The sequence below is a fragment of the Rhodococcus sp. ACS1 genome, assembly GCF_002300155.1.
Taxonomy (GTDB): domain Bacteria; phylum Actinomycetota; class Actinomycetes; order Mycobacteriales; family Mycobacteriaceae; genus Rhodococcus_F; species Rhodococcus_F koreensis.
The window spans coordinates 1,094,645-1,114,879 of record NZ_NSDZ01000004.1 but is presented as its reverse complement, the minus strand read 5'-3'; the positions used below and the strand labels follow the sequence as shown (position 1 = coordinate 1,114,879).

The following is a 20,235-nucleotide window of genomic DNA, read 5'->3' as shown; positions in this document are numbered from 1 at the left end:
CGCCGAGTTTACGGCGACCGGCTGATCACTCCCTGCGTGCCAGCTGGGGAATTAATCCGCCCGCGAGCACGTCGTCGACCTGACGTGGGGACAGCCGATGACGCACCGGGATCTCCACGTCACGGGTCGAGTCGAACAGGGTCAGATGGGGGCCGGAACGAATGGCCTCCCGCACTCCGTCGAGGACCAGCACGTCGTCCTGCCGGATCGTGTCGTAATCGTCCGGGTTCTCGAATTCGAGCGCAAGCACACCGAAGTTGGCGAGGTTCTGCCAGTGGATACGGGCGAACGAGGTGGCGATCACCGCATGCAATCCGAGGTAGCGCGGGGTGATCGCGGCGTGCTCGCGCGAGGACCCCTGCCCGTAGTTGTCGCCGCCGACGATGAAATGCCCGGTGGTCTTCGCCGTCTCCTCCGCGCGCGCCGGATAGGTCTCGTCGACCTGGGTGAACGTGAACCGGGACAGCTTGGGAATGTTGGAGCGGAACGGCAGGGCCCGTGCCCCGGCCGGAGAGATCTCGTCGGTGGAGATGTTGTCACCGACCTTCAGGAGTACCGGAGCCTCGATGCGCTCGGGCAGGGGTGGAAACTCGGGCAGGGACGAGATGTTGGGTCCCTTCACGAGTTCGACGTGCCGAGCCTCTTCCTCCGGCAGCGGAGCCACCAGCATGGCCGTGTTGACCGTCGCGTGGTCCGGAAGTGTGATCTCCGGGTACGGCATCCCCTCTTTCTCCGCCCAGTCCCGCGGGTCGGTGATCACCCCGGTGAGAGCCGACGCGGCCGCCGTCTCCGGTGAACACAGCCACACGGAATCCTCGCGGGTGCCCGAACGCCCCGGGAAATTGCGGGGCATCGTCCGGAGAGAATTCCGCCCGGTAGCCGGCGCCTGGCCCATGCCGATACAGCCCATGCACCCGGATTGGTGAATTCGCGCGCCTGCTACAACGAGTTCGAGCGTGGCGCCCATCTTGGTCAGATCGGCCAGGATCTCCCGCGAACTCGGATTGACGTCGAAGCTCACGCTCGGATCGGTCTGCCTACCCGACACCATGGCCGCAGCGATCGCGAAGTCGCGCAGTCCGGGATTGGCGGACGACCCGATCACCACCTGGCTGACGTCCTCACCGGCGACCTCCCGGACGGGCACCACGTTTCCCGGCGAAGACGGTTTCGCGATCAGCGGCACGATCGTCGACAGGTCGAGGTGTTCGTGTACCTCGTACTCCGCGCCTGCATCGGCGAGCAGTTCCACGAAGTCGTCCTCCCTGCTCTCGGAGCGCAGGAAATCGCGGACGGCGTCGTCTGCGGGAAAGATGGACGTCGTGGCGCCCAGTTCGGCGCCCATGTTCGCGATGACGTGACGATCCATCGCCGTCAACGTCGCAAGCCCCTCCCCGTGGTATTCGATGATCCTGTTCAGCCCACCCTTCACCCCATGGCGGCGGAGCATCTCGAGGATGATGTCTTTCGCCGAACTCCAGTCGGGGAGCCTGCCGGTCAACTCCACACCCCAGATCTGAGGCATCCGCAGGTGCAGGGGCTGACCCGCGATCGCCATGGCGACCTCGAGCCCACCGACGCCGATCGCGAGCATGCCCAGCGATCCGGCTGCCGGGGTGTGCGAGTCGGAACCGATCATCGTCTTGCCGGGAACACCGAAGCGCTGCATGTGGGTGGGATGAGAGACCCCGTTGCCCGGCTTCGAGAACCACAGCCCGTACCGCAGGGCGGCGGTGCGGAGGAACTCGTGGTCCTCGGCGTTCTTCTCGTCGGCCTGCAGCAGATTGTGGTCGACGTACTGCGCGCTCAACTCGGTCTTGATGCGATCGAGGTGGAGCGCCTCGAGTTCCTGCATCACCAGGGTTCCGGTGGCGTCCTGGGTGAGGGTCTGATCGATCCGAATCGAGATCTCCTCTCCCGGTTCCATCCGGCCGTCGAGGAGGTGTGCACCAATGACCTTGCGGGCGACAGTGTCCGACATCGCTGATCCCTTCGTCGTACCTCCAGCATGCGCCGGAGCCACGGCGAGGGCCAGCGCCCGAACCACACGTCCGGGACTCGACAGGACAATCTTCGATTCTCTACTGAAATCCGTAGAGAGAGCTAGATTCTGCTAGTCGTTCTGCGCACGCAGATATCTGCCGAAGTGCGGCACGGTGAATCCGATCGACCCGCGCTCGGCCGAATAGATCAGGCCCTTCTTGATCAGCCCGTCCCGCGCCGGTGACAGCGACGCGGGTTTGCGGCCCAGTTCGGACGCGATCGCCGCCGTCGCGACCGGGCCGTCGTCCCCGGAGAGATCGGCCATCGCACGCATGTACTCCCGCTCGGCCGGCGTCGCGCGCTCGTACCGCGAACCGAAGAACCCGACCGCCAGTTCTTCCTCCGCGGTCGGCTCGGCCACCCGCACGTCCTCCTCCGTGATCGGCGTCGCCGCGGCCACGTCCCACGTCGCCTTGCCGTACGCCTGGACGAAGTAGGGGTAGCCGTCGGCCGCCGCGTACAACGCGTCGAGCGCCTCGTCGGTGAACTTCACGTCCTCGCGCTCGGCGGGCGCGATCAGCGCCCGGTCCGCGGACACCCGGTCCAGCCGGTCGATGCGGTGGTAGCTGAACAACCGCTCCGAATAGCTCTTGGACGCCGACAGCACCGCGGGCAGGTGCGGCAGTCCGGCGCCGACCACGATCAGCGGGGCCGCGTCCTGGCTGAGTTCGTGGCAGGCCCCGCACACCGCGGAGACGTCCGCGGCGCCGAGGTCCTGCATCTCGTCGATGAACAGTGCGATCCCGACCCCGACGTCGCGGGCCAGGGACGACGCGTCCAGCAGCAATTCCACCAGGTCGATCTCGATGTCCCCGGAATCGGCGCGACCCTTCACCGCGGGCGCGTCGATCCCCGGTTGCCACCGCTCCCGCATGCCCTTGTCGGCTGTCGCACGCAGGGCGAACGACTTCAGGATTCCGAGGAACTCCTCCACCCGGTCGGGGTCGCGGTGCGAGCCCGCGATCTCCCGAATCGCCATGTGCAACGCCGAAGACAGCGGCCGCCGCAAATCCTGATCCGGGCGCGCCTCGATCTTCCCGGTTCCCCACCGCCGAGAGATGGCCGCCGACCGCAGGTGGTTCAGCAGGACCGTCTTCCCGACCCCGCGCAGACCCGTCAGCATCACACTGCGCTCCGGGCGGCCGCGCGCGATCCGCTCGAGCACCACGTCGAACGCGTCGAGCTGCCGGGTTCGTCCCGCGAGCTCCGGCGGGCGTTGCCCCGCGCCGGGTGCATAGGGGTTACGGACAGGGTCCATGGCCACGAAGGTAACAACCTCTGTTGCCGAATCTGCGCTCATCTAGCGCGTGTCCTAGATCCCGCTATGAAGTCGTAGCGGGGGTGGTGACTTCCGCACCCTGCGGTGCCTATCGACGATCGCGCGTTCCGCCGAGGCTGGATGCAGCCGCAGGAACAGGGAGAACACCATGATCGAATTGGACGCCAGAGCCGAGTTGGAACGACTCGCGCCGTACGCAGCGACGGGCGACGAAGACGCCGTCGAAGAGGTTCTCCGCATTGCGCACCCGCTCGTGCACCGCTACTGCACCACCCGGCTCGAATCGGTGGATCACCCGCACACGACCGCCGACGACGTCACCCAGGACGTGTGCCTCGCGTTGATGAGCGCCCTGCGGACGTATCAGAACCAGGGAAAGTCGTTGCTGTCGTTCATCTTCGGCATCGCCGCACACAAGGTGTCCGACGCGCGGCGACGCGCCACCCGGATGTCCGTACCGCCGACCGCGCGCGCCGCCGCGGCGCATCACGTGGTGGACGTCGAGGACGGCCCCGAGCATCACGTCCTGCGCGACGAACTGCGCGGCGAGATGGGACTGCTCGTCGAGACCCTCCCGGTCCGGCACCAGCAGATCCTCTTCATGCGCGTCATCGTGGGAATGTCGGCCGAACAGACCGCGCGAGTCCTGGACACCACACCGGGCGCCGTCCGCGTCGCGCAGCACCGGGCACTGAGCCACCTGCGGGCGCGGATCGGGCACGGACCCTCGCGCTGAGAGGTTCCCGCCCGGTCGTTGCCATCCGGCGGACCGAGTGGTCCGATGGATTCATGAGCGCAGCCGACACCGTCCTGCTCGCGATCGGAACGAAGAAGGGCCTGTGGCTCGCCACCAGCCGCGACCGCGACACCTGGTCGCTGTCAGGCCCGCATTTCCTGATGAACGAGATTCCGAGCATCGGGATCGACACACGGAGTGGACGCACCCGCATCCTGGTCGGGGTCCGGTCCGAACACTGGGGTCCGACCGTCGCACATTCCGACGATCTGGGCGCCACCTGGACCGAACCGGACCACGGCGCCATCCACTTCGGCGACGGCGACGGCGCCGCACTCGAGCGGGTGTGGCAGATCCGGCCCGACACGGACGACCGTCCCGGTGTCGTGTGGGCGGGGTGTGAGCCCATCTCGGTGTGGCGGTCGGTCGACGGCGGCGAGCATTTCGACCTCGAACGCGGACTGTGGGACCATCCGCACCGGCCCGAGTGGGGGGCCGGATACGGCGGCGCCGCAGCGCATTCCGTCGTCCCGCATCCGCAGGACGAGAACACCGTGCACGTCGCGATGAGCACCGGAGGCGTGTACCGCACCACGGACGGGGGTGTGTCCTGGGAGCCGCGCAACACCGGGATCACCGCCTACTTCCTCCCGGACCCGAACCCGGAGTTCGGCCAGTGCGTCCACAAGATCGCCCGCGACGGCGTCGTCCCCGACCGGTTGTACGCCCAGAACCATCACGGGGTCTACCGCTCCGACGACAGCGGCGACACGTGGAAGTCGATCGCGGACGGACTGCCGACGGACTTCGGGTTCGTGATGCTCACCCATCCCCGCCGCGAGGGAACGGTGTGGGTGGTTCCGATCAAGGCGGACGGTGAACGCATCCCGCCCGACGGCCGGCCGGCCGTCTACCGGAGCGACGACGCCGGGAACAGCTGGACGCGCCTCGACAGCGGGCTGCCGGACCGCGACTACAACGTGGTGCTCCGCGACGCCGCCGCCGTGGACACCGCCGACCCGGTCGGCGTGTATTTCGGCACGCGCGGCGGCGAGGTCTACGGGAGCGCCGACGAGGGCGCAACCTTCCGCACGGTGGCGGCGCACCTGCCCGACGTGCTGTGCGTGCGGGCCGCGGTGATCGAATCATGAGCGAGGGTGTCACCGTTCGGGTTCCGCGGGCGCTGGCGTCGATCGTCGGCGGGGAGCGCTCCGTGCACGTGCCCCTCGACTCCGCTTCGACGGTCTCCCAGGTGCTCGACGTCCTGGCGGGAGAGTTCCCGATTCTCGGCCGCCGGATTCGGGACGAGACCGGCGCCCTGCGGCGGTACGTCAACGTCTACGTGGACGGCGAGGACGTCCGGCTCCTCGGCGGCGTCGGCACCGCGGTGACCCCCGGGCAGGAACTGCAGATTCTGCAGTCCGTCGCCGGTGGTTGAGCACGTTAGTCGGCCAGGTGCATCGCCACGGCCCGGGTGGGGGCTCCGTCGCCGGCCTCGAGGGAGATCGGTAGGAGGCTGACGAGCGGGTCGGGGAAGTCGATCCGGTCGAGCCGGCACAGGTTCTCGCCGATCACGCCGCCTGCGTCGGCGATCAGATGGTGAACCGGATATCCGGCATCGGTGTGCTCGTCGTCCGGTGTCTCGTCGACGCTCGGGGCGTCGAGGCAGAACGTCCGCACTCCCCGGTCGAGCAGCAGTGCGCACAGCGCGGGGTCCAGGAACGGATGCGTGTAATAGGCATCCGTGCCGTAAAGGCGAGACCACCCGGTATGGAACACGGCGATGTCGCCCGGCCGCACGTCGTCCGTCCGGGACCCGATCAGGTCCGGGGTGATCCGCTGCCGCGCACCGACCCCGCGCACGTCGAACACGACGCCGCGGCCGACGAACAACTCCGGCGCCAGCAGGTCGATGGTCGCCGCCCCCGCCTTCAGGTGCGCCGGGGCGTCGACGTGCGTCCCGGACTGCGAACCGATCCGGACGTCCAGGACGTTGTAGCCGTCGCGCTCGAGGGTGCAGTGCCGGATCAGGGTCGGCACCGGGTCGCCGGGATACACCTGCATCCCGGGCCCGATGGTGTGGGACAGATCCACGACTTTCCGCACGTGTGGCATCGCTCGATTGTCCGGCCTCGGCGTCACCCCTGCCGCGATATGCTCGATGGCGAGCGAAGAGGTGGTGGCATGACCGATTTCGACCCGCTCGCCACCCAGCGTGAGTCGGTGTCTGCGACCTTCACGGCCGAGCTGTCCGCGGTCGGGCTGGAGGACGCCAAGGAGATCGGGCACGGTGGGTTCGGGGTGGTATATCGGTGCGCGCAACCGGAACTCGACCGCACGGTGGCGGTGAAGGTTCTCACCTCCGCGCTCGACGCCGAGAACCTCGAGCGCTTCCTGCGGGAGCAGCGCGCCATGGGCAGGCTGAGCGGCCACCCGCACATCGTCAACATCATGCAGGTCGGGACCACCGACACCGGCAGGCCGTACATCGTGATGCAGTACCACCCCCACGATTCGCTGGACGCGCAGATCCGGCGGCGCGGTCCCATCCCCTGGAGCGACGCCGTGCGCATTGGGGTGAAACTCGCCGGCGCCCTCGAAACGGCGCACCGGGTCGGCATTCTCCACCGGGACGTCAAACCGGGAAACATCCTGCTCACGGAGTACGGCGAACCCCAACTCACCGATTTCGGGATCGCCCGGATGTCGGGGGCGTTCGAGACGACGGCGGGCACCGTCACCGGGTCCCCCGCGTTCACCGCGCCGGAGGTGCTGTCGGGGCGGACCCCGACCGCCGCGTCCGACGTGTACAGCCTCGGCGCGACCCTGTTCAGCGCGATCACCGGGCACGCCGCGTTCGAACGGCACAACGGCGAGGAGGTGATCGCGCAGTTCCTGCGCATCACCACCCAGCCCGTCCCGGACCTGCGCAGCGAGGGATTCCCCGAGGACCTCAGCGCCGTGATCCAGCGGGCGATGGCCGGGAAACCGGAAGATCGCCCCGCGTCCGCCGCCGCCTTCGGAGACGAACTGCGGGAGGTCGAGCGCCACCACGGTCTGGCCGTGGACGAGATGGCGATGCCCGTCGACCCCGGTGTCCATCACGGCGAGGACTCCTCGCACGGCACGGTCTCGACCGTCTCCGGTCCGTTCCGGACCTCCACGACCGGAAGGGCGAAATATACGTCGACGCCGCCGCCCGCGCCTGCCACCCGGTTCCGGCCGCCCGCCGCGACCCGGCAACTCGTGGAGCGCGGCCGGCTGATCGACCTGCTGCGGGCCGGCCGCCGTCGCCTGCTGACCGTGATCCACGGTCCCACCGGATTCGGCAAGAGCACCCTCGCCGCCCAGTGGCGGAACGTCCTCGCCGACGAGGGGGTCGCGGTCGCGTGGCTGACCGTCGACAGCGACGACGACAACGTGGTGTGGTTCGTCGCGCACCTCATCGAGGCGATCCGCCGCGTGCGCCCCAACCTGGCGAAGGAACTCGGCCAGGTCCTCGAGGAGCACGACGACGAGGCCGAACGGTACGTGCTCACCTCGCTCGTCAACCAGATCCACGAGAGCGGCGAACGGATCGCCCTGATCATCGACGACTGGCAGCGGGTGTCGGAACCCGCGACGATCGCCGCCCTGGAGTTCCTCCTCGACAACGGATGCCACCACCTTCAGGTCGTGGTGACGAGCCGGACCCGGGCCGGGTTGCCGATGAGCCGGATGCGGGTCAAGGACGAACTCGTCGAAATCGATTATTCGGAACTGCGTTTCGACGATTCCGAGGCACAGTCGTTCCTCGTCGACCTCGGCGGCCTGCCCCTCGACAGCGAGGACGTCACCGAACTCCGCGACTCCACGGACGGCTGGGTGGCGGCGCTGCAACTGGCGTCGCTGTCGCTGCGCGGGCGGGCCGATCCGTCGGAGCTGATCGCCGGACTGTCCGGGCGCCACCACGCGATCGGCGAATTCCTCGCCGAGAACGTCCTCGATACCCTCGAACCCGAGATGCTCGACTTCCTGCTGGCCACCTCGATCACCGAACGCACGTGCGGCAGTCTCGCGGGCACGCTCGCAGGCACCGCCCGTGGGCAGGCGTTGCTCGAGGCGGCCGAGGACCGGGACCTGTTCCTGCGCCACATCGACGACGAGCGAACGTGGTTTCGCTACCACACCCTGTTCGCCGAGTTCCTGCGCCGCAGGCTCGAACGCGACCAGCCCGACCGCATCCGGGAACTGCACCGCGCCGCGTCCCGCTGGTTCTGCGACCACAGTCTGCTCCGCGAAGCCGTCGAGCACGCCCTCGCCGGCGGCGAAGAGCAACGTGCCGTGGAACTCGTCGAGGCCGACGGGTTGTTGCTGCTCGAGCAGTCGCAGTCGGCGACGTTGTCCGCGGTGGTCGACATGCTGCCGCCGGGTCTCGTCGCCGCGAGCGCCCGGCTGCAGGTCACGACGGCGTGGGCGAACGCGATGGCGAACCGGACCACGGCCGCCGAACGGGCCCTCGAACGAGCCGAACGGGCGCTCGCCGACAGCGACGCGAGCGCGGGCGACACGGCGGATCTGCGGGCGGAGGCGGGCGTCGTGCGTGCCGTGGCGGAACTGCGCAACGACCGCACCGAACGGATCGACGAACTCGTCGGCGACTGCCTCGCCCGGCCGGAGTCGCTGCACCCGTGGGTGGTGTGCGCCGCGTTCAACGTCACCACGTTCGCCGCCGTGTACCGCTTCGACTTCGCGGAAGTGCGCAGGATCCAGGAGGTCGCGCGGCCCTTCTACGAGCGGAACAAGGGACCGCACAACGTCGTTCACGGCCAGAGCTATCTGGGTGTCGCATCGTACGAGCAACTCGACATCGACGATGCCGTCGACCGTTTCCGGCGCGCCCGCCGCGCAGGCCGGAAACTGGGCGGGCCGCGCGCACCGTCCGCCCGGCTCGCGGGGTCGCTGCTCGGTGAGGTGCTCTACGAACGCGGGGACGTCGAGGAGGCGGAGCGTCTCCTCGACGACGGATACACCCTGGCTATCGAGACCGGCGGGGTGGACTTCAAGGTCGCCCGCTTCGTCTCCGGAGCGCACGTCAAGGCGCTGCGCGGCGACCGGGAGGAAGCGACGAAACGCCTCCACGCCGGACTCGAGGTGGCCGGGACCTTCTCCCTCGCCCGCCTGCGGGCCCGCGTCGAGAACGAACGCCGGCGACTCGGGATCGCCCCGCATCCGACCCTCGGCGCACCGGACCCGGTCCGCTACGAGAACCGGCGGCGCCCGGTCGCGGGCATCGACGAGATCGTCGCGCAGGTGGAGGAGGCCACCGCGGTCCGGATGCTGCTCGCCACCGGGGCCCGCGAGAACATCGAGACGGCGTGCGAGTGGACGCAGGAGTGGACCGACCGGCTGGCAGGCACCGGCCGCAACCGCGGCCACCTGCTGGCCGAACGCCTCCGGGTGGCGTGCCTCGCCGCGGCGGGCCGCGAAGACGAGGCGAAGCAGGCACTCGCGTCCATCGCCTCGATCTGCGCGGCGCGCGGACTCCACCGGGTACTTCCCGACGGCGGGCCCTTCGTCGTCGCACTGGTCGCGGATCTGCGGGCCGATCAACTGGCCGGCGACTGGCCCCCGGACCGGCCGACGGTCCCCTCCGACTTCCTGGAGGAACTGCAGAACTCGACGTCTCCGTACACGATGTGACCGGCGGTCAGGTCGGGGTGGGCGCCTCCTCCCGGATCAGCCCCGCGGCGCGCAGGTCTTGCCAGAATTCGGCCGGGATCGGGTGTTCGAGCCAGGCCGCGTTCTGCCGCAACTGGTCGCAGTTCCTGGCGCCCAGCAGGAGTTCCCGCACCGCGGGATGCGCGGCCGCGAACTGAATCGACGCGGCCGCCAACGGAACCCCGTGGCGCGCGCAGAACTTCTCGAAGTCGCGTACCCGGCCGAGCACCTCTTCCGGCGCCGGCTGGTAGTTGAACTTGGCGCCGGCGACCGCGCCGGTGGCCAGGACACCCGAGTTGAACACACCGCCGAGCACGATTGCGACGTCGCGTTCCGCGGCGAGGGGCAGCAGGCCCTTCACCGGATCCTGCTCGAGCAGTGTGTATCTGCCCGCGAGGAGGACGCAGTCGAGGTCGACGCGTTCGAGGGCGTCGACGCAGACGTCGGCCTCGTTGACCCCGATACCGATCGCCCGGACCACGCCCTCGTCCCGCAACCGGATCAGCGCGGGAAACGCACCCGCGAGCGCCTCCGCGAACCGCGCGGGCTGGGCGTCGCCGTGCGTGTACCGGTCGACGTCGTGCACGTAGAGGATGTCGAACCGGTCCTGGCACATGCGCTGCAGACTGTCCTCCACCTGCCGCAGCACGGCGTCGTACGAGTAGTCGAAGTCGGCCCGGAACGGCGGGGTGTCCACCCAGATCCCGGTGTCGAACGACCCACGCGCCGCGGGTGTCAGCGTGCGCCCGACCTTCGTGGACAACACGTAGCCTTCGCGGTCCTGCGTCAGCAGTGCGTGGCCCAATCGGTGCTCGGACAGTCCGTGCCCGTACATGGGTGCGGTGTCGAACGACCGCACACCCATGTTCCACGCCTCGGCGATCTGCGCCTGGGCGTCCACCTCGGGGATCGGCCGGAAGATGTTGCCGATGGGCGCACCGCCGTAGCCGAGGAGGGTGACGTCGAAGCCGGCGCGCCCGAATCTCCGAGTGTCGTTCACCTTCATGGATTCTCACTTCCGTTGCCGAGGAACAGGGTGCCCGGGTCGCGCAGCACGGCGTCCATCTCGCGGAGGCACACCACCTTGATCGCCGAAACGACGAGCTCCGAGTAGAACTGGTCGTGGAACCACTTGTCGCCGCTGTACGCCACGACGAGCCCGCCCTCGCCCACGGCGCTGCCACCCCATTTGGTCCACCCCTGCTGGTAGAGGTACGGGTGCAGCTGCTGCACGGCGTGCGAGGGCAGTCCGGTGGTCCAGCTGATCCGCGCCTTCGACTCGGCGATCGCGTCGTACGGCCCGCGCCAGTCCTTCCTCTCACCCCAGCTGCGGCGGTAGATGACGGGCAACTCCGCATCGGCGGACGGGGCGACGCCCGGCCGGAGCACGACGAGGTGCCCCGGGCTTCCGTGGGAGAGGTTCTCGATCGACGGGAGGGCGAGTTCGACGGCCTCACTGGCGACGTCCGCGGTCAGTCCGGAAAAAGTGGTCATCCGGTCATCCTTCCCCACGGATCAGATCGACGGCCTTCTCGGCGATCATCACCGTGGGAGCCTGCGTGTTGGAGCTGACGATCCGCGGCATGACGGACGAGTCGACCACCCGCAGGCCCTCGATGCCCCTCACCTTCAGTTCCGGTGAGACCACGGCGTCGTCGCCGACACCCATCGCGCACGTACCGACCGGGTGGTACGAGGTACGGCCGTACGCGCGAACGAACTTCACGTAGTCGTCCTTCGTGTTCACCGACAGGCCGCCTGCCAGGTGCTCCGCCTTGATGTGCCGGGCCATCGACGACTGCGCCATGATCTCCCGGCTCTGCCGCAGCCCCTCGATGCTCGACTCGAGGTCGAAGTCGGTGGCGAGGAAGTTCGGGTCGATCAGCGGCTGGGCGGTGGGATCGTTGGACCTGATCTTCACCGAACCGCGGCTCTCCGGCCGCAGCGCGTACGAGTTCAGGGTGCAGCCGTATCCCGGCCGGACCGCCGCGACGCCGGCCTCGACGCCGGCGGCGGGCAGGAAGTGGAACTGCAGGTCCGGGATCGACTCCTGCGCGTGCCCGAAGCTGAACCCACCGGCCTCGACGACCGTCGACGCCAGCGGGCCCCGCCGGAAGGCGGCGTACTCGAGTCCCGCCTTGGCCGTGGCCGGACGGATCAGGTTCAGGCGGTCGAGACTCTGGTACTCGCGGAGTTCGTAGATGACGTCGAGATCGCAGTGATCGTGCAGGTTCCGGCCGACCCCCGGAAGGGCATGGGCCACCTCGACATTCGCGTCCCGCAGATCGTCCGGGTGCCCGATCCCGGACAGCTGCAGGATCTTCGGCGATCCGAACGCGCCGGCGGCGACGAGCACCTCGCGCGACGCGCGGAACGTCTCCACACCGTGCGGGGTGAGCACCTCGATCCCGGTGGCGCGTCCGCCGTCGAGCAGAACCCGCGACACGGCGACGTTCTCCCGCACCGTCAGGTTGGGACGCTTCCTGGCGGGTGCGAGGTACCCGACCGCGGCGCTGCACCGGCGGGCGTTCTTCGTGGTCGTCTGGTAGAGGCCGACACCGTGCTGGTGATCGCCGTTGAAGTCGCCGTTGAACGGCAGGCCGAATTCCTGCCCCGCCTGGACGAACGACTTCGACAGCGGGTGCGGGTTGATCGGGTCGGACACTCCGAGCGGCCCGTCGGTCCCGTGGTACGGCGCCGACAGTCGTTCGTTGTCCTCGGACCGGAGGAAGTACTTCTGGATCTCGTCGAACGACCATCCGGCGCAACCGTATTTCAGCGCCCACTCGTCGTAGTCCTCGTGCGCGCCGCGGGTGAACACCTGGGCGTTGATCGAGCCGCCCCCGCCGATGACCTTGCCCTGAGCGAGCGGGATGACGCGCCCGTTGCAATGCTCCTGGGGGACACTCGAGAATCCCCAGTCGTATTTGCTCGCGGTCAGTTTCGCGAATCCCGCGGGCACGTGGATGAACGGATGCCGGTCGTTGCCGCCGGCCTCGAGCAGGAGAACCCGAACCGTCGGATCCTCGGTCAGCCGCCCGGCGAGCACACAGCCCGCCGTGCCACCGCCCGCGATGACGTAGTCGTAGGTGCCTGCACTCATCGATTGCCTCCGGTCCAGTTCGGGAACACGCGGGTGCGTGGTCCGGTGCGGATCTGAATGGTCTTGACGTCGGTGAACTCGTCGAAGCCGGCCTGGCCCATCTCGCGGCCGAACCCGCTCTGCTTCATGCCGCCGGCAGGCAGTTGCGGGGCGCCGTCGATGGTGGTGTTCACCCACACCCGGCCGCTGCGCATCTCGCGGGCCACCCGCAGTGCCTTGTCGATGTTCTTGGTCCAGATCGACCCGGCCAGTCCGTACTCCGTGGCGTTCGCGAGCCGGATGGCGTGGTCGACGTCGCTGAACCGGGTGACGGTGAGGACGGGGCCGAAGATCTCCTCCTGGAAGGCGGCGGATTCTTCGCCGACGCCGTCGAGGATCGTGGGAGCGACGAAATGCCCTCGTCCCCAGTTCTCGCCGTCGAGCCGTCCACCACCGGTCAGGACGGTTGCACCGTCGCGCCGCGCCGCGTCGATGTGGCCGAGCACGTTCGCGAGGTGGCCCGCGTCGATCATCGGACCCAGTTCGCTCGCCTCGTCGAGCGGACCGCCCACCGTGATGCGGCCGGCGGCCTCGACGAGGCGGCTCAGGAAAGCGTCCGCGATCGAATCCTGGATCAGGAGCCGGGCGCCCGACACGCAGCATTCGCCCTGGTTGAAGAACACCCCGAACAGCACCCCGTCGAGGGCGTCGTCGAGGTCTGCGTCGGCGAACACGACGCTGGCGGCCTTGCCGCCCAGTTCCATCGACAGCCTCTTGACGCTGCCCGCGGACGCCTCCACGATGCGCTTGCCCGTCTCGGTGCTCCCGGTGAACGACAGGATGTCGACGAACGGGCTCTCCGCGAGGGGTGCGCCGACCACCGAACCGGCACCGGTGACCACGTTCACCACGCCGTCGGGGACGCCGGCCTCGGTGAGCAACCGGGCCAGTTCGAGTGCGGTGCCGGACGTGAACTCCGCGGGCTTGATCACCGCGGTGCAGCCGGCGCCGAGCGCGAACGGCAGCTTCTGCGCGAGCAGGAGCAGTGGGAAGTTCCAGGGAATGATCATGCCGACCACACCGGCCGGCTCGCGGACCACCATGGCGGTGCAGTCGTCGCCCAGCGCCGTGTGTGCCTCACCGTGCATCGTCATGGCCAGGGCCGCCGCGTATTCGAACAACTCGATGCTCGCCGCGACGTCACCGCGGGCGAGGGTGATCGGCTTGCCGGTCTCCTCGGCGTCGATGCGGGCGAGGTGTTCCTCGTGTTCGCGCATCAGCCCAGCGCAGCGCAGGAGCGCGCGGCCGCGGTCCATCGCGGTCCAGTGCGGCCATTCACCCTCGTCGAACGCCGTGCGGGCGACGGCGACGGCGTCGAGCGCGTCGGCGCGCGTGCCCGCGGTGTACGTCGCGAGTACGCGGCCGTCGGCCGGGCTGATCCGCTCGAACGTGGTGTCCGACTGGGGCACCGCCCGGCCACCGATGAAGTGCCCGTAGGTGCGGAGGTGTGTTGCTTCGACTGTCGACATCTGGAGCCGTTCCTTGTCAGTGTTCGTGGATGAGGACGCCGCGCAGGTTGAGCCCTGCGTGCAGGTCCGCGTAGGCGTCGTTCACCTGGTCCAGGGCGTATCGCCTGGTGATCAGTTCGTCGAGCTTCAATCGTCCCGACTTGTAGTAGTCGAGGAGCGCCGGGATGTCCCGGGTGGGGTTGCAGTTGCCGAACAGGACCCCGCGCAGGTGCTTGGCGTAGACCACCAGTTCGAGCGGGCTGATCGGGATCCCCGGTGCGTTCTGGCCGATCGAGACGACCGCGACGGTGCCCTCCTTGCGGACGGCGCCGAACGCGTCGGCGATCAGCTGACCGTCCACCACGCCGACGGTGACGACGGCGTTGTCGGCGCCCTGGCCGTTGGTGACCGAGCGGACGAACGGCATGGCCTCGTCGATCGACGCGTACGCGTGGGTGGCGCCGAGTTCGAGGGCACGTTCGCGTTTGAACGCCACCGGGTCGACGGCGACGACGTGCGCGGCCCCCGCGTGGTGGGCACCCTGCACCGCGTTGATCCCCACACCGCCGACCCCGACGACCAGCGTCGTGTCCCGGGGACGGACGCCCGCGCCGTTCACGGTGGAGCCCCAGCCGGTCGCAACCCCGCACGAGACGAGACAGGCCACGTCGAACGGGATGTCCGCGTCGATCTTCACGGCCTGGGCCTGGGAGGTGACGAGGTAATTCGCGAACGTGCCGAGGCGCTGCATGGCGCCGATCGGCCGCCCCGACTGTGTGGCGAACCGCGCCGTTCCGTCGAGCATGAAACCAGCCTCCATACCGGCCCCCGTATCGCAGATATATTGCATCCCCTGCGCGCACCAGGCGCAAGTTCCGCAGGCGGGGAGGTAGGCGGTGGCGACGTGATCACCGACGGCGAGCCGGGTCACCCCGGGACCGACCGCGTCGATCACCCCGGCACCCTCGTGACCGCCGACCAGCGGCAGCGTGTTGGGGATGTCGCCGGTGACGAGGTGATCGTCGGAGTGGCACAGCCCGGACGCCATCACCTTGATCCGCACCTCTCCGGGACCGGGCTCGGCGAGGACGAGATCGTCGACCTCCCACTTGCCGCCCACTTCGTGAATCACCGCACCGCGTGCCGTCGTACTCATCGTTCTCCTTCGAATCTCACACTCACACAGAGTCCTATTTGATGATCGAGAGCCGGCTGCGGTCGAGCGTCACGGCGACCGCGACGATGACGACCACGCCGTACACGATCTGCTGAAAGCTGGGATCGATGCCGGCCACCGAACCGCCCACCCGGAGGACGGTGACCACCAGGGCGCCGACGAGCACCCGCCACGCGCCACCGATTCCACCGGTGATGGCGCAACCGCCGACCAGCACGGCCGCGATCGCGGGAAGCAGCAGCGAATCCGCGAGTTGCGGTGCGGCGCTCTGCTGCTGGGCCGACAACACGATACCCGCGGCTCCCGCGAAGAAGCCGGACAGGGCGAAGGCTCCGACCCGGACGACCCGGGTCCGGACGCCGCTCATCATCGCCGCGATCTCCCCCAGCCCGACGAGGTGGAAGACGTTGCCCCGCGGCGAGAACCGCATCGCGCAGAACACCGCGGCGACCGCGGCCACGCCCGCCCACACCGCCATCGGCAGTCCGAGCACCGTCCACGAACTGAGCCAGAAGATCGCGTCGTAGCCTTCGCTGATGTAGATGGTGGTCGATCCCGAGGCGACGAGCGCGACCGCACCCCAGAATCCCAGCGCACCGAGCGAGACGACGAACGACGGGACCTGCCCGAACACGATCAGCAGACCGGTCAGCGCACCGATCAGGGTGAGCGCCACGAGGGTGACGACGACCGCGAGCGGGCCGAGCGACCCGATCGCCGTCGCCAGGATCACCGTGGCGAGCGACGCGAGCGCCGCTACCGACAGGTCGATGCCGCCGGTGAGGATGACGAACATCTGGCCCAGCCCCAGCAGCAGGATCGGGACCGCCTGCGCCGAGACCACGGCGAGGGCGTTCACGGACAGGAAGTTCGGTTCGGCGAGCGCGACGAGGAGGACGAGCGCGACCAGCACGACCGACGGTCCCGCCAGGCGCAGCCGGTCCCGCGTCGTCCGGGACACCGCGGCCGCCGCACCCCCGGGTGCGCGCGTCTCGGCGGAAGTCCTCTCGGTGAAAGTTTCTGTTGCCACGGCGATCACATCATCTTCTCGAGGAGTTGGAGTTTGCTGGGTGGGTTTCCGGGCGGCGAGTCGAACTCGGCGGTGATCTCACCGTCGCGCATCACGATCACGCGGTGGCCGAGGCCGATCGCCTCGTCCAGGGTGTCGGCGAGCACCAGAATCGCCACTCCCCGCTCGGACAGATCGCGGAACAGTGCGTACAGGTCTTCCTTCGCGCCGATGTCGAGCCCGCGGGTGGGGTGGTCGAGCACCAGCACCTTCAGGCCGTCGCCCAGGATCCACTTGGCGACCACGGCCTTCTGCTGGTTGCCGCCCGACAGTCGCGCGATGTCGGCGTCGGGGTCGGCGGGCCGGATGCCGAGTGTGTCGATCCAGGTGCGCGCCGTCTCCTGCACTCGGGCGCCGGAGGAGATGCGGCCGCCGCCCGCCTTCACCGGATGCACCGTCGCGATGTTCTGCGCGACGGTCGCCCCGGCGATCATGCCCTCGACGCGACGCTCGGCGGGAACGTACGCGACACCGGACAGCACGGCGTCCGCCGGTGATCGGGGCGCCGAACGCTGCCCGTCGATCTCGACGGTTCCGGAATCAATGGGGACGGCGCCGAACACGGCGCGGGCCACCTCCTCGCGGCCGGAGTCGACCACCCCCACCACCGACACGATCTCGCCGGCGTGGACGTCGAGCGAGACGCCCGTCGCCTTGCCGCCACACGTGAGGTCGCGGACCGAGAGCGTAGGCGTGCCGGTCCGGGAGACGGCGCGCTTGCGCTCCGACGAGTAGATCTCCTCGGCCGCACCCTTGCCGATCATCAGCTGGTACAGCTCGGATTCGGTTGCCGCCGCGGCGATCCGCTCGCCGACGACCTTGCCGTCGCGCAGCACGTACACGCGGTCGGAGAAGCGGAGGACCTCGTCGAGACGGTGCGAGACGAAGATGACGGAACCACGCTCCTTGAGAGCGGTGACCCGGCGGTGGAGCACCTCGACATCCTCGGGTTCGAGCACCGATGTCGGCTCGTCGAGGATGAGGAGCGGCGGGTGTTCGGACTGCCTGGACGCGACGGCGCGCGCCACCTCCACCATCTGTCGCTGCGCGAAACCGAGCGTTTCGGTGAGCGCACCGGGGTCGACCGTCGACTCCACCACGGACAACATGTCCTGGGCGCGGGCGCGGATCCGGCGCCGGCGGAGGAATCCGGCACGGGCGGTGTCGCCCTCGTGCCCGAGGATCAGGTTCTGGCCGACGGTGAGGTTCGGCAGCAGCGACTGCTCCTGATGCACGACCCCGATCCCGTGGCCGGCGGCGTCGGCCGGGCTCGAAAAGCTCACCTCGCGCCCCCCGAGCACCATCCGGCCGCCGTCCTGGCGGTGCACTCCCGCGAGGATCTTGAGCAGTGTCGACTTGCCGGCGCCGTTCTCGCCGATCAGTCCCACCACCTCGTTCGGAGCGATGGACAGGCTCACGTCGTCGAGGACGGTGTTGGGCCCGAACTTCTTCGTGACGTTGCGGAGTTCCAGGAGAGATGTCATTTCACGACCCTCAATCGACTGCGGGCGGGCCACCCGGTCGCGATCACCGCGACCACGATGATGAGTCCCTGCGCGCCCTGCTGGATGTACGGGCTGGCGCCCGAGAGGAGAAGCCCGTTGCCGAGGACCACGAGGAGCAGCACACCCACCAGGGAGTGCAGGGGCCCACCGCGACCACCGGACAGCAGGGTGCCGCCGACGACCACCGCGGACAGGGTGAGGAACAGGCTTCCCGATCCGACGCTCACGTCGCCGACACCCAGCCGGATGGTGGCCAGCACTCCCCCGAGCGCGGACAGCAGTCCGGCCACCGCGAACAGGATGACCTTGGTGCGCCCGACCGGGACGCCCGCCAGGCGGCTTGTCGACTCGTCGCCGCCGATCGCGTAGGTGTGCATGCCCAGCCGGGTTCCCTTGCACAGCACCACTGTCACGGCCACGGCGGCGAGCGCGAACACCACGACGACGGGAAGTCCGAGCCAGTGGCCACCCGCCCAGGCGGCGAGCGACGGGTCGGCGAGTTGGGGGGTGGCGGTGCCGAAGAGCACGGTGGCGACACCGAGCCCGACGAACCAGGTTCCCAGGGTGACGAGGAAGGACGGCACCCGCGCGACGACGTGCAGCACCCCGTTGGCCACCCCGAAGAGCAGACCGACGCCCAGCGCGATCAGGACCGCGAGGAGTCCGAGGTCGTTGCCGTTGACGCTGTTCGCGGCGAGCAGGACGAACGTCAGCCCGCTGGCCGCCATCACGCCCTCGATCGACAGGTCCACGCCGCCCACCAGGACCACCAGCGTGGCGCCCATCGCGAGGACCACGGGAATGGCGGCCTGCTCCACGATCGCCATCGCGTTGCTCGCCGTCGCGAACCCGGGAGCCAGTGCGGCGAACACGGCGCACAGTCCGAGCAGGGCGGTGAGCGGGCCTGCGGTGGACAGTAACCGTCGCACGCGGGGTCTGGTGGTGCGCGCGGGCGGGCGAGTTTCGGCGGGAGTCGTCACCTCCCCCGTCATTTCGGTCGTCGACATCGTCACTCCTTCGGAAGATTGTGTGGTTCGTGAATGGTGAGGGGTTACCGGGCCACCGGGCCGGTGATGCGGGAGAAGGGATCCTGCACGGACCGCACGATCTCCTCGTCACTCGGCACGGTGCGGAATCGGTCGACGTTGCTCGCGGTGATCAGCGACTGCTCGACGTAGAATTCGCGGTTCTCGCGGGGCAGCGACGCGACGTCGATCTCCCCGGTCATGGCCTGGTAGCAGATGGCGAGGCCCATCGCTCCGTTGAAATAGGGGTCGGTCGTGTAGGTGGAGAGCAGTTCGCCGTCGGCGATGGCGCCCAGCCCTTCCGGGGTGGCGTCCGCGGCGCTGGCGATCTTGATCTCGCCCGCCCGGCCCGCTTCACGCACCGCCTGCAGCGCACCCAGGGCCATGGAATCGGTTGCGGCCCAAATGCCGTTCACCTGGTCGCCGTATTTGTTGAGCAGGGTCTGCGTGGTGGTGTACGCCTTGTTGCGGTCGAAGTCGGCGGGCTGGTCGTCGAGCAGGGTGACGCCGGACTGTCCGTCCATGGCCTGCTGGAAGCCCTGGAACCTGGTCTGGCTGATCTCGTTGGCGAGCAACCCCTGCAGCGCGATCACGCCGCCGGTGCCGCCGAGCGAATCGACGAGCGCCTTCCCGGTGTCGGCGCCCTGCTGGACCCCGTCGTAGGCGACGTAGGACGCCCACCCGTTGCCGACGTCCCAGGGGTGCAGGTCCGAGGGCTTGCTCCACTGGGTGACCGCGCACCCGCCGCTGTTCTGCACGGCACGCACGATCGCCGGGGTGTCGGCGCTCGTGTTCGGATTGATGTTGAGCAGGACGGTCTTTCCCGCGGCGAGCACAGACTGCAACTGCGACAGCGCGTTCTGCGAATCGCCGCCGTAGACGATCACCTTCAGTTCGATCCCCAGCGATTCGGCGTACGCGCGGCTGCCCTGGACCCACGCGGCCTCGTACGGGTTGGTCAGCGACCGGACCTCGGAGACCATCACCATGTCGCCGCGGTCGACGGTGGCGCCGTCCCGCTCGGTCCGTTCCGATCCCGTCGAGCAGGCGACGGCGGAACTCGCCATGACGGAGATGGCCGCGGCAACGCCGACGGCCCGGGCCGCCGCCC

General features: G+C 69.1%; 16 protein-coding genes. 4 read left to right on the top strand and 12 right to left on the bottom strand.

All coding sequences use genetic code 11. The features are described 5' to 3' along the window. Positions 1-25: 25 nt before the first annotated feature. Together CJ179_RS17460 and CJ179_RS17455 are read right to left on the bottom strand one after the other, a co-directional pair. Entirely contained in the window at positions 26-1,981 is a 1,956-nt protein-coding gene (locus CJ179_RS17460) for an aconitate hydratase (protein ID WP_095862364.1), read from the bottom strand. A gap of 132 nt (positions 1,982-2,113) precedes the next feature. After that, positions 2,114-3,301 (bottom strand): AAA family ATPase, encoded by a 1,188-nt coding sequence (locus tag CJ179_RS17455; RefSeq protein WP_072946314.1) that lies wholly within the window; start codon positions 3,299-3,301, stop codon positions 2,114-2,116. 169 nt (positions 3,302-3,470) lie between these two features. Here CJ179_RS17455 and CJ179_RS17450 point away from each other — a divergent pair, with 169 nt between their 5' ends. From CJ179_RS17450 to CJ179_RS17440, 3 genes are read left to right on the top strand one after another with little or no spacing between them, the layout of a single operon-like run. Next, positions 3,471-4,058, top strand: coding sequence for a sigma-70 family RNA polymerase sigma factor (locus CJ179_RS17450; RefSeq protein WP_072946315.1), 588 nt, complete (start codon positions 3,471-3,473; stop codon positions 4,056-4,058). Between the two features lie 53 nt (positions 4,059-4,111). Beyond that, complete coding sequence (locus CJ179_RS17445; protein WP_095862363.1) at positions 4,112-5,209, top strand: glycosyl hydrolase; 1,098 nt, start codon at positions 4,112-4,114, stop codon at positions 5,207-5,209. Next, on the top strand, positions 5,206-5,496 hold the full coding sequence (locus CJ179_RS17440) for a MoaD/ThiS family protein (RefSeq protein ID WP_072946317.1): 291 nt from the start codon (positions 5,206-5,208) through the stop codon (positions 5,494-5,496). The genes CJ179_RS17445 and CJ179_RS17440 overlap by 4 nt, the downstream gene beginning before the upstream one ends. A gap of 5 nt (positions 5,497-5,501) precedes the next feature. Here the strand turns inward: CJ179_RS17440 and CJ179_RS17435 are convergent, their stop codons facing one another. Further along, positions 5,502-6,173, bottom strand: a complete 672-nt coding sequence (locus CJ179_RS17435) for a cyclase family protein (RefSeq protein WP_072946318.1) — start codon at positions 6,171-6,173, stop codon at positions 5,502-5,504. 69 nt (positions 6,174-6,242) lie between these two features. On the opposite strand from CJ179_RS17435, the gene CJ179_RS17430 reads away from it, so the two are divergent. Further along, positions 6,243-9,740, top strand: a complete 3,498-nt coding sequence (locus tag CJ179_RS17430; RefSeq protein WP_095862362.1) for a serine/threonine-protein kinase — start codon at positions 6,243-6,245, stop codon at positions 9,738-9,740. A 7-nt stretch (positions 9,741-9,747) separates the two neighbouring features. On the opposite strand, the gene CJ179_RS17425 is transcribed toward CJ179_RS17430, so the two are convergent. Genes CJ179_RS17425 through CJ179_RS17385 form a run of 9 tightly spaced genes read right to left on the bottom strand, consistent with a single transcriptional unit; the run spans position 9,748 to position 20,191 of the window. Beyond that, on the bottom strand, positions 9,748-10,764 hold the full coding sequence (locus CJ179_RS17425) for an aldo/keto reductase (protein WP_072946320.1): 1,017 nt from the start codon (positions 10,762-10,764) through the stop codon (positions 9,748-9,750). Continuing rightward, positions 10,761-11,252 carry a hypothetical protein gene (locus tag CJ179_RS17420; protein WP_072946321.1) on the bottom strand — a complete coding sequence of 164 codons (492 nt, stop codon included), beginning with the start codon at positions 11,250-11,252 and terminating at the stop codon, positions 10,761-10,763. Before CJ179_RS17420 ends, CJ179_RS17425 begins: the two co-directional genes overlap by 4 nt. Before the next feature lie 4 nt (positions 11,253-11,256). After that, positions 11,257-12,861 carry a GMC family oxidoreductase gene (locus CJ179_RS17415; RefSeq protein ID WP_072946322.1) on the bottom strand — a complete coding sequence of 535 codons (1,605 nt, stop codon included), beginning with the start codon at positions 12,859-12,861 and terminating at the stop codon, positions 11,257-11,259. Then, a complete protein-coding gene (locus CJ179_RS17410; protein WP_072946323.1) occupies positions 12,858-14,369 on the bottom strand; it encodes an aldehyde dehydrogenase family protein in 1,512 nt (503 codons plus the stop codon). The genes CJ179_RS17415 and CJ179_RS17410 overlap by 4 nt, the downstream gene beginning before the upstream one ends. Positions 14,370-14,385: 16 nt before the next feature. Next, positions 14,386-15,504 (bottom strand): Zn-dependent alcohol dehydrogenase, encoded by a 1,119-nt coding sequence (locus CJ179_RS17405; protein WP_095862361.1) that lies wholly within the window; start codon positions 15,502-15,504, stop codon positions 14,386-14,388. A 34-nt stretch (positions 15,505-15,538) separates the two neighbouring features. After that, on the bottom strand, positions 15,539-16,555 hold the full coding sequence (locus CJ179_RS17400; RefSeq protein WP_072946414.1) for an ABC transporter permease: 1,017 nt from the start codon (positions 16,553-16,555) through the stop codon (positions 15,539-15,541). Between the two features lie 5 nt (positions 16,556-16,560). Beyond that, positions 16,561-18,078: a sugar ABC transporter ATP-binding protein gene (locus CJ179_RS17395; protein WP_072946325.1), complete on the bottom strand. Its 1,518-nt coding sequence runs from the start codon at positions 18,076-18,078 to the stop codon at positions 16,561-16,563. Further along, the gene (locus CJ179_RS17390) at positions 18,075-19,106 is read right to left on the bottom strand and encodes an ABC transporter permease (protein ID WP_083395952.1); all 1,032 of its coding nucleotides are present in this window, start codon (positions 19,104-19,106) and stop codon (positions 18,075-18,077) included. The genes CJ179_RS17395 and CJ179_RS17390 overlap by 4 nt, the downstream gene beginning before the upstream one ends. A gap of 44 nt (positions 19,107-19,150) precedes the next feature. Then, positions 19,151-20,191, bottom strand: a complete 1,041-nt coding sequence (locus CJ179_RS17385) for a sugar ABC transporter substrate-binding protein (protein ID WP_072946415.1) — start codon at positions 20,189-20,191, stop codon at positions 19,151-19,153. Positions 20,192-20,235 lie beyond the last annotated feature (44 nt).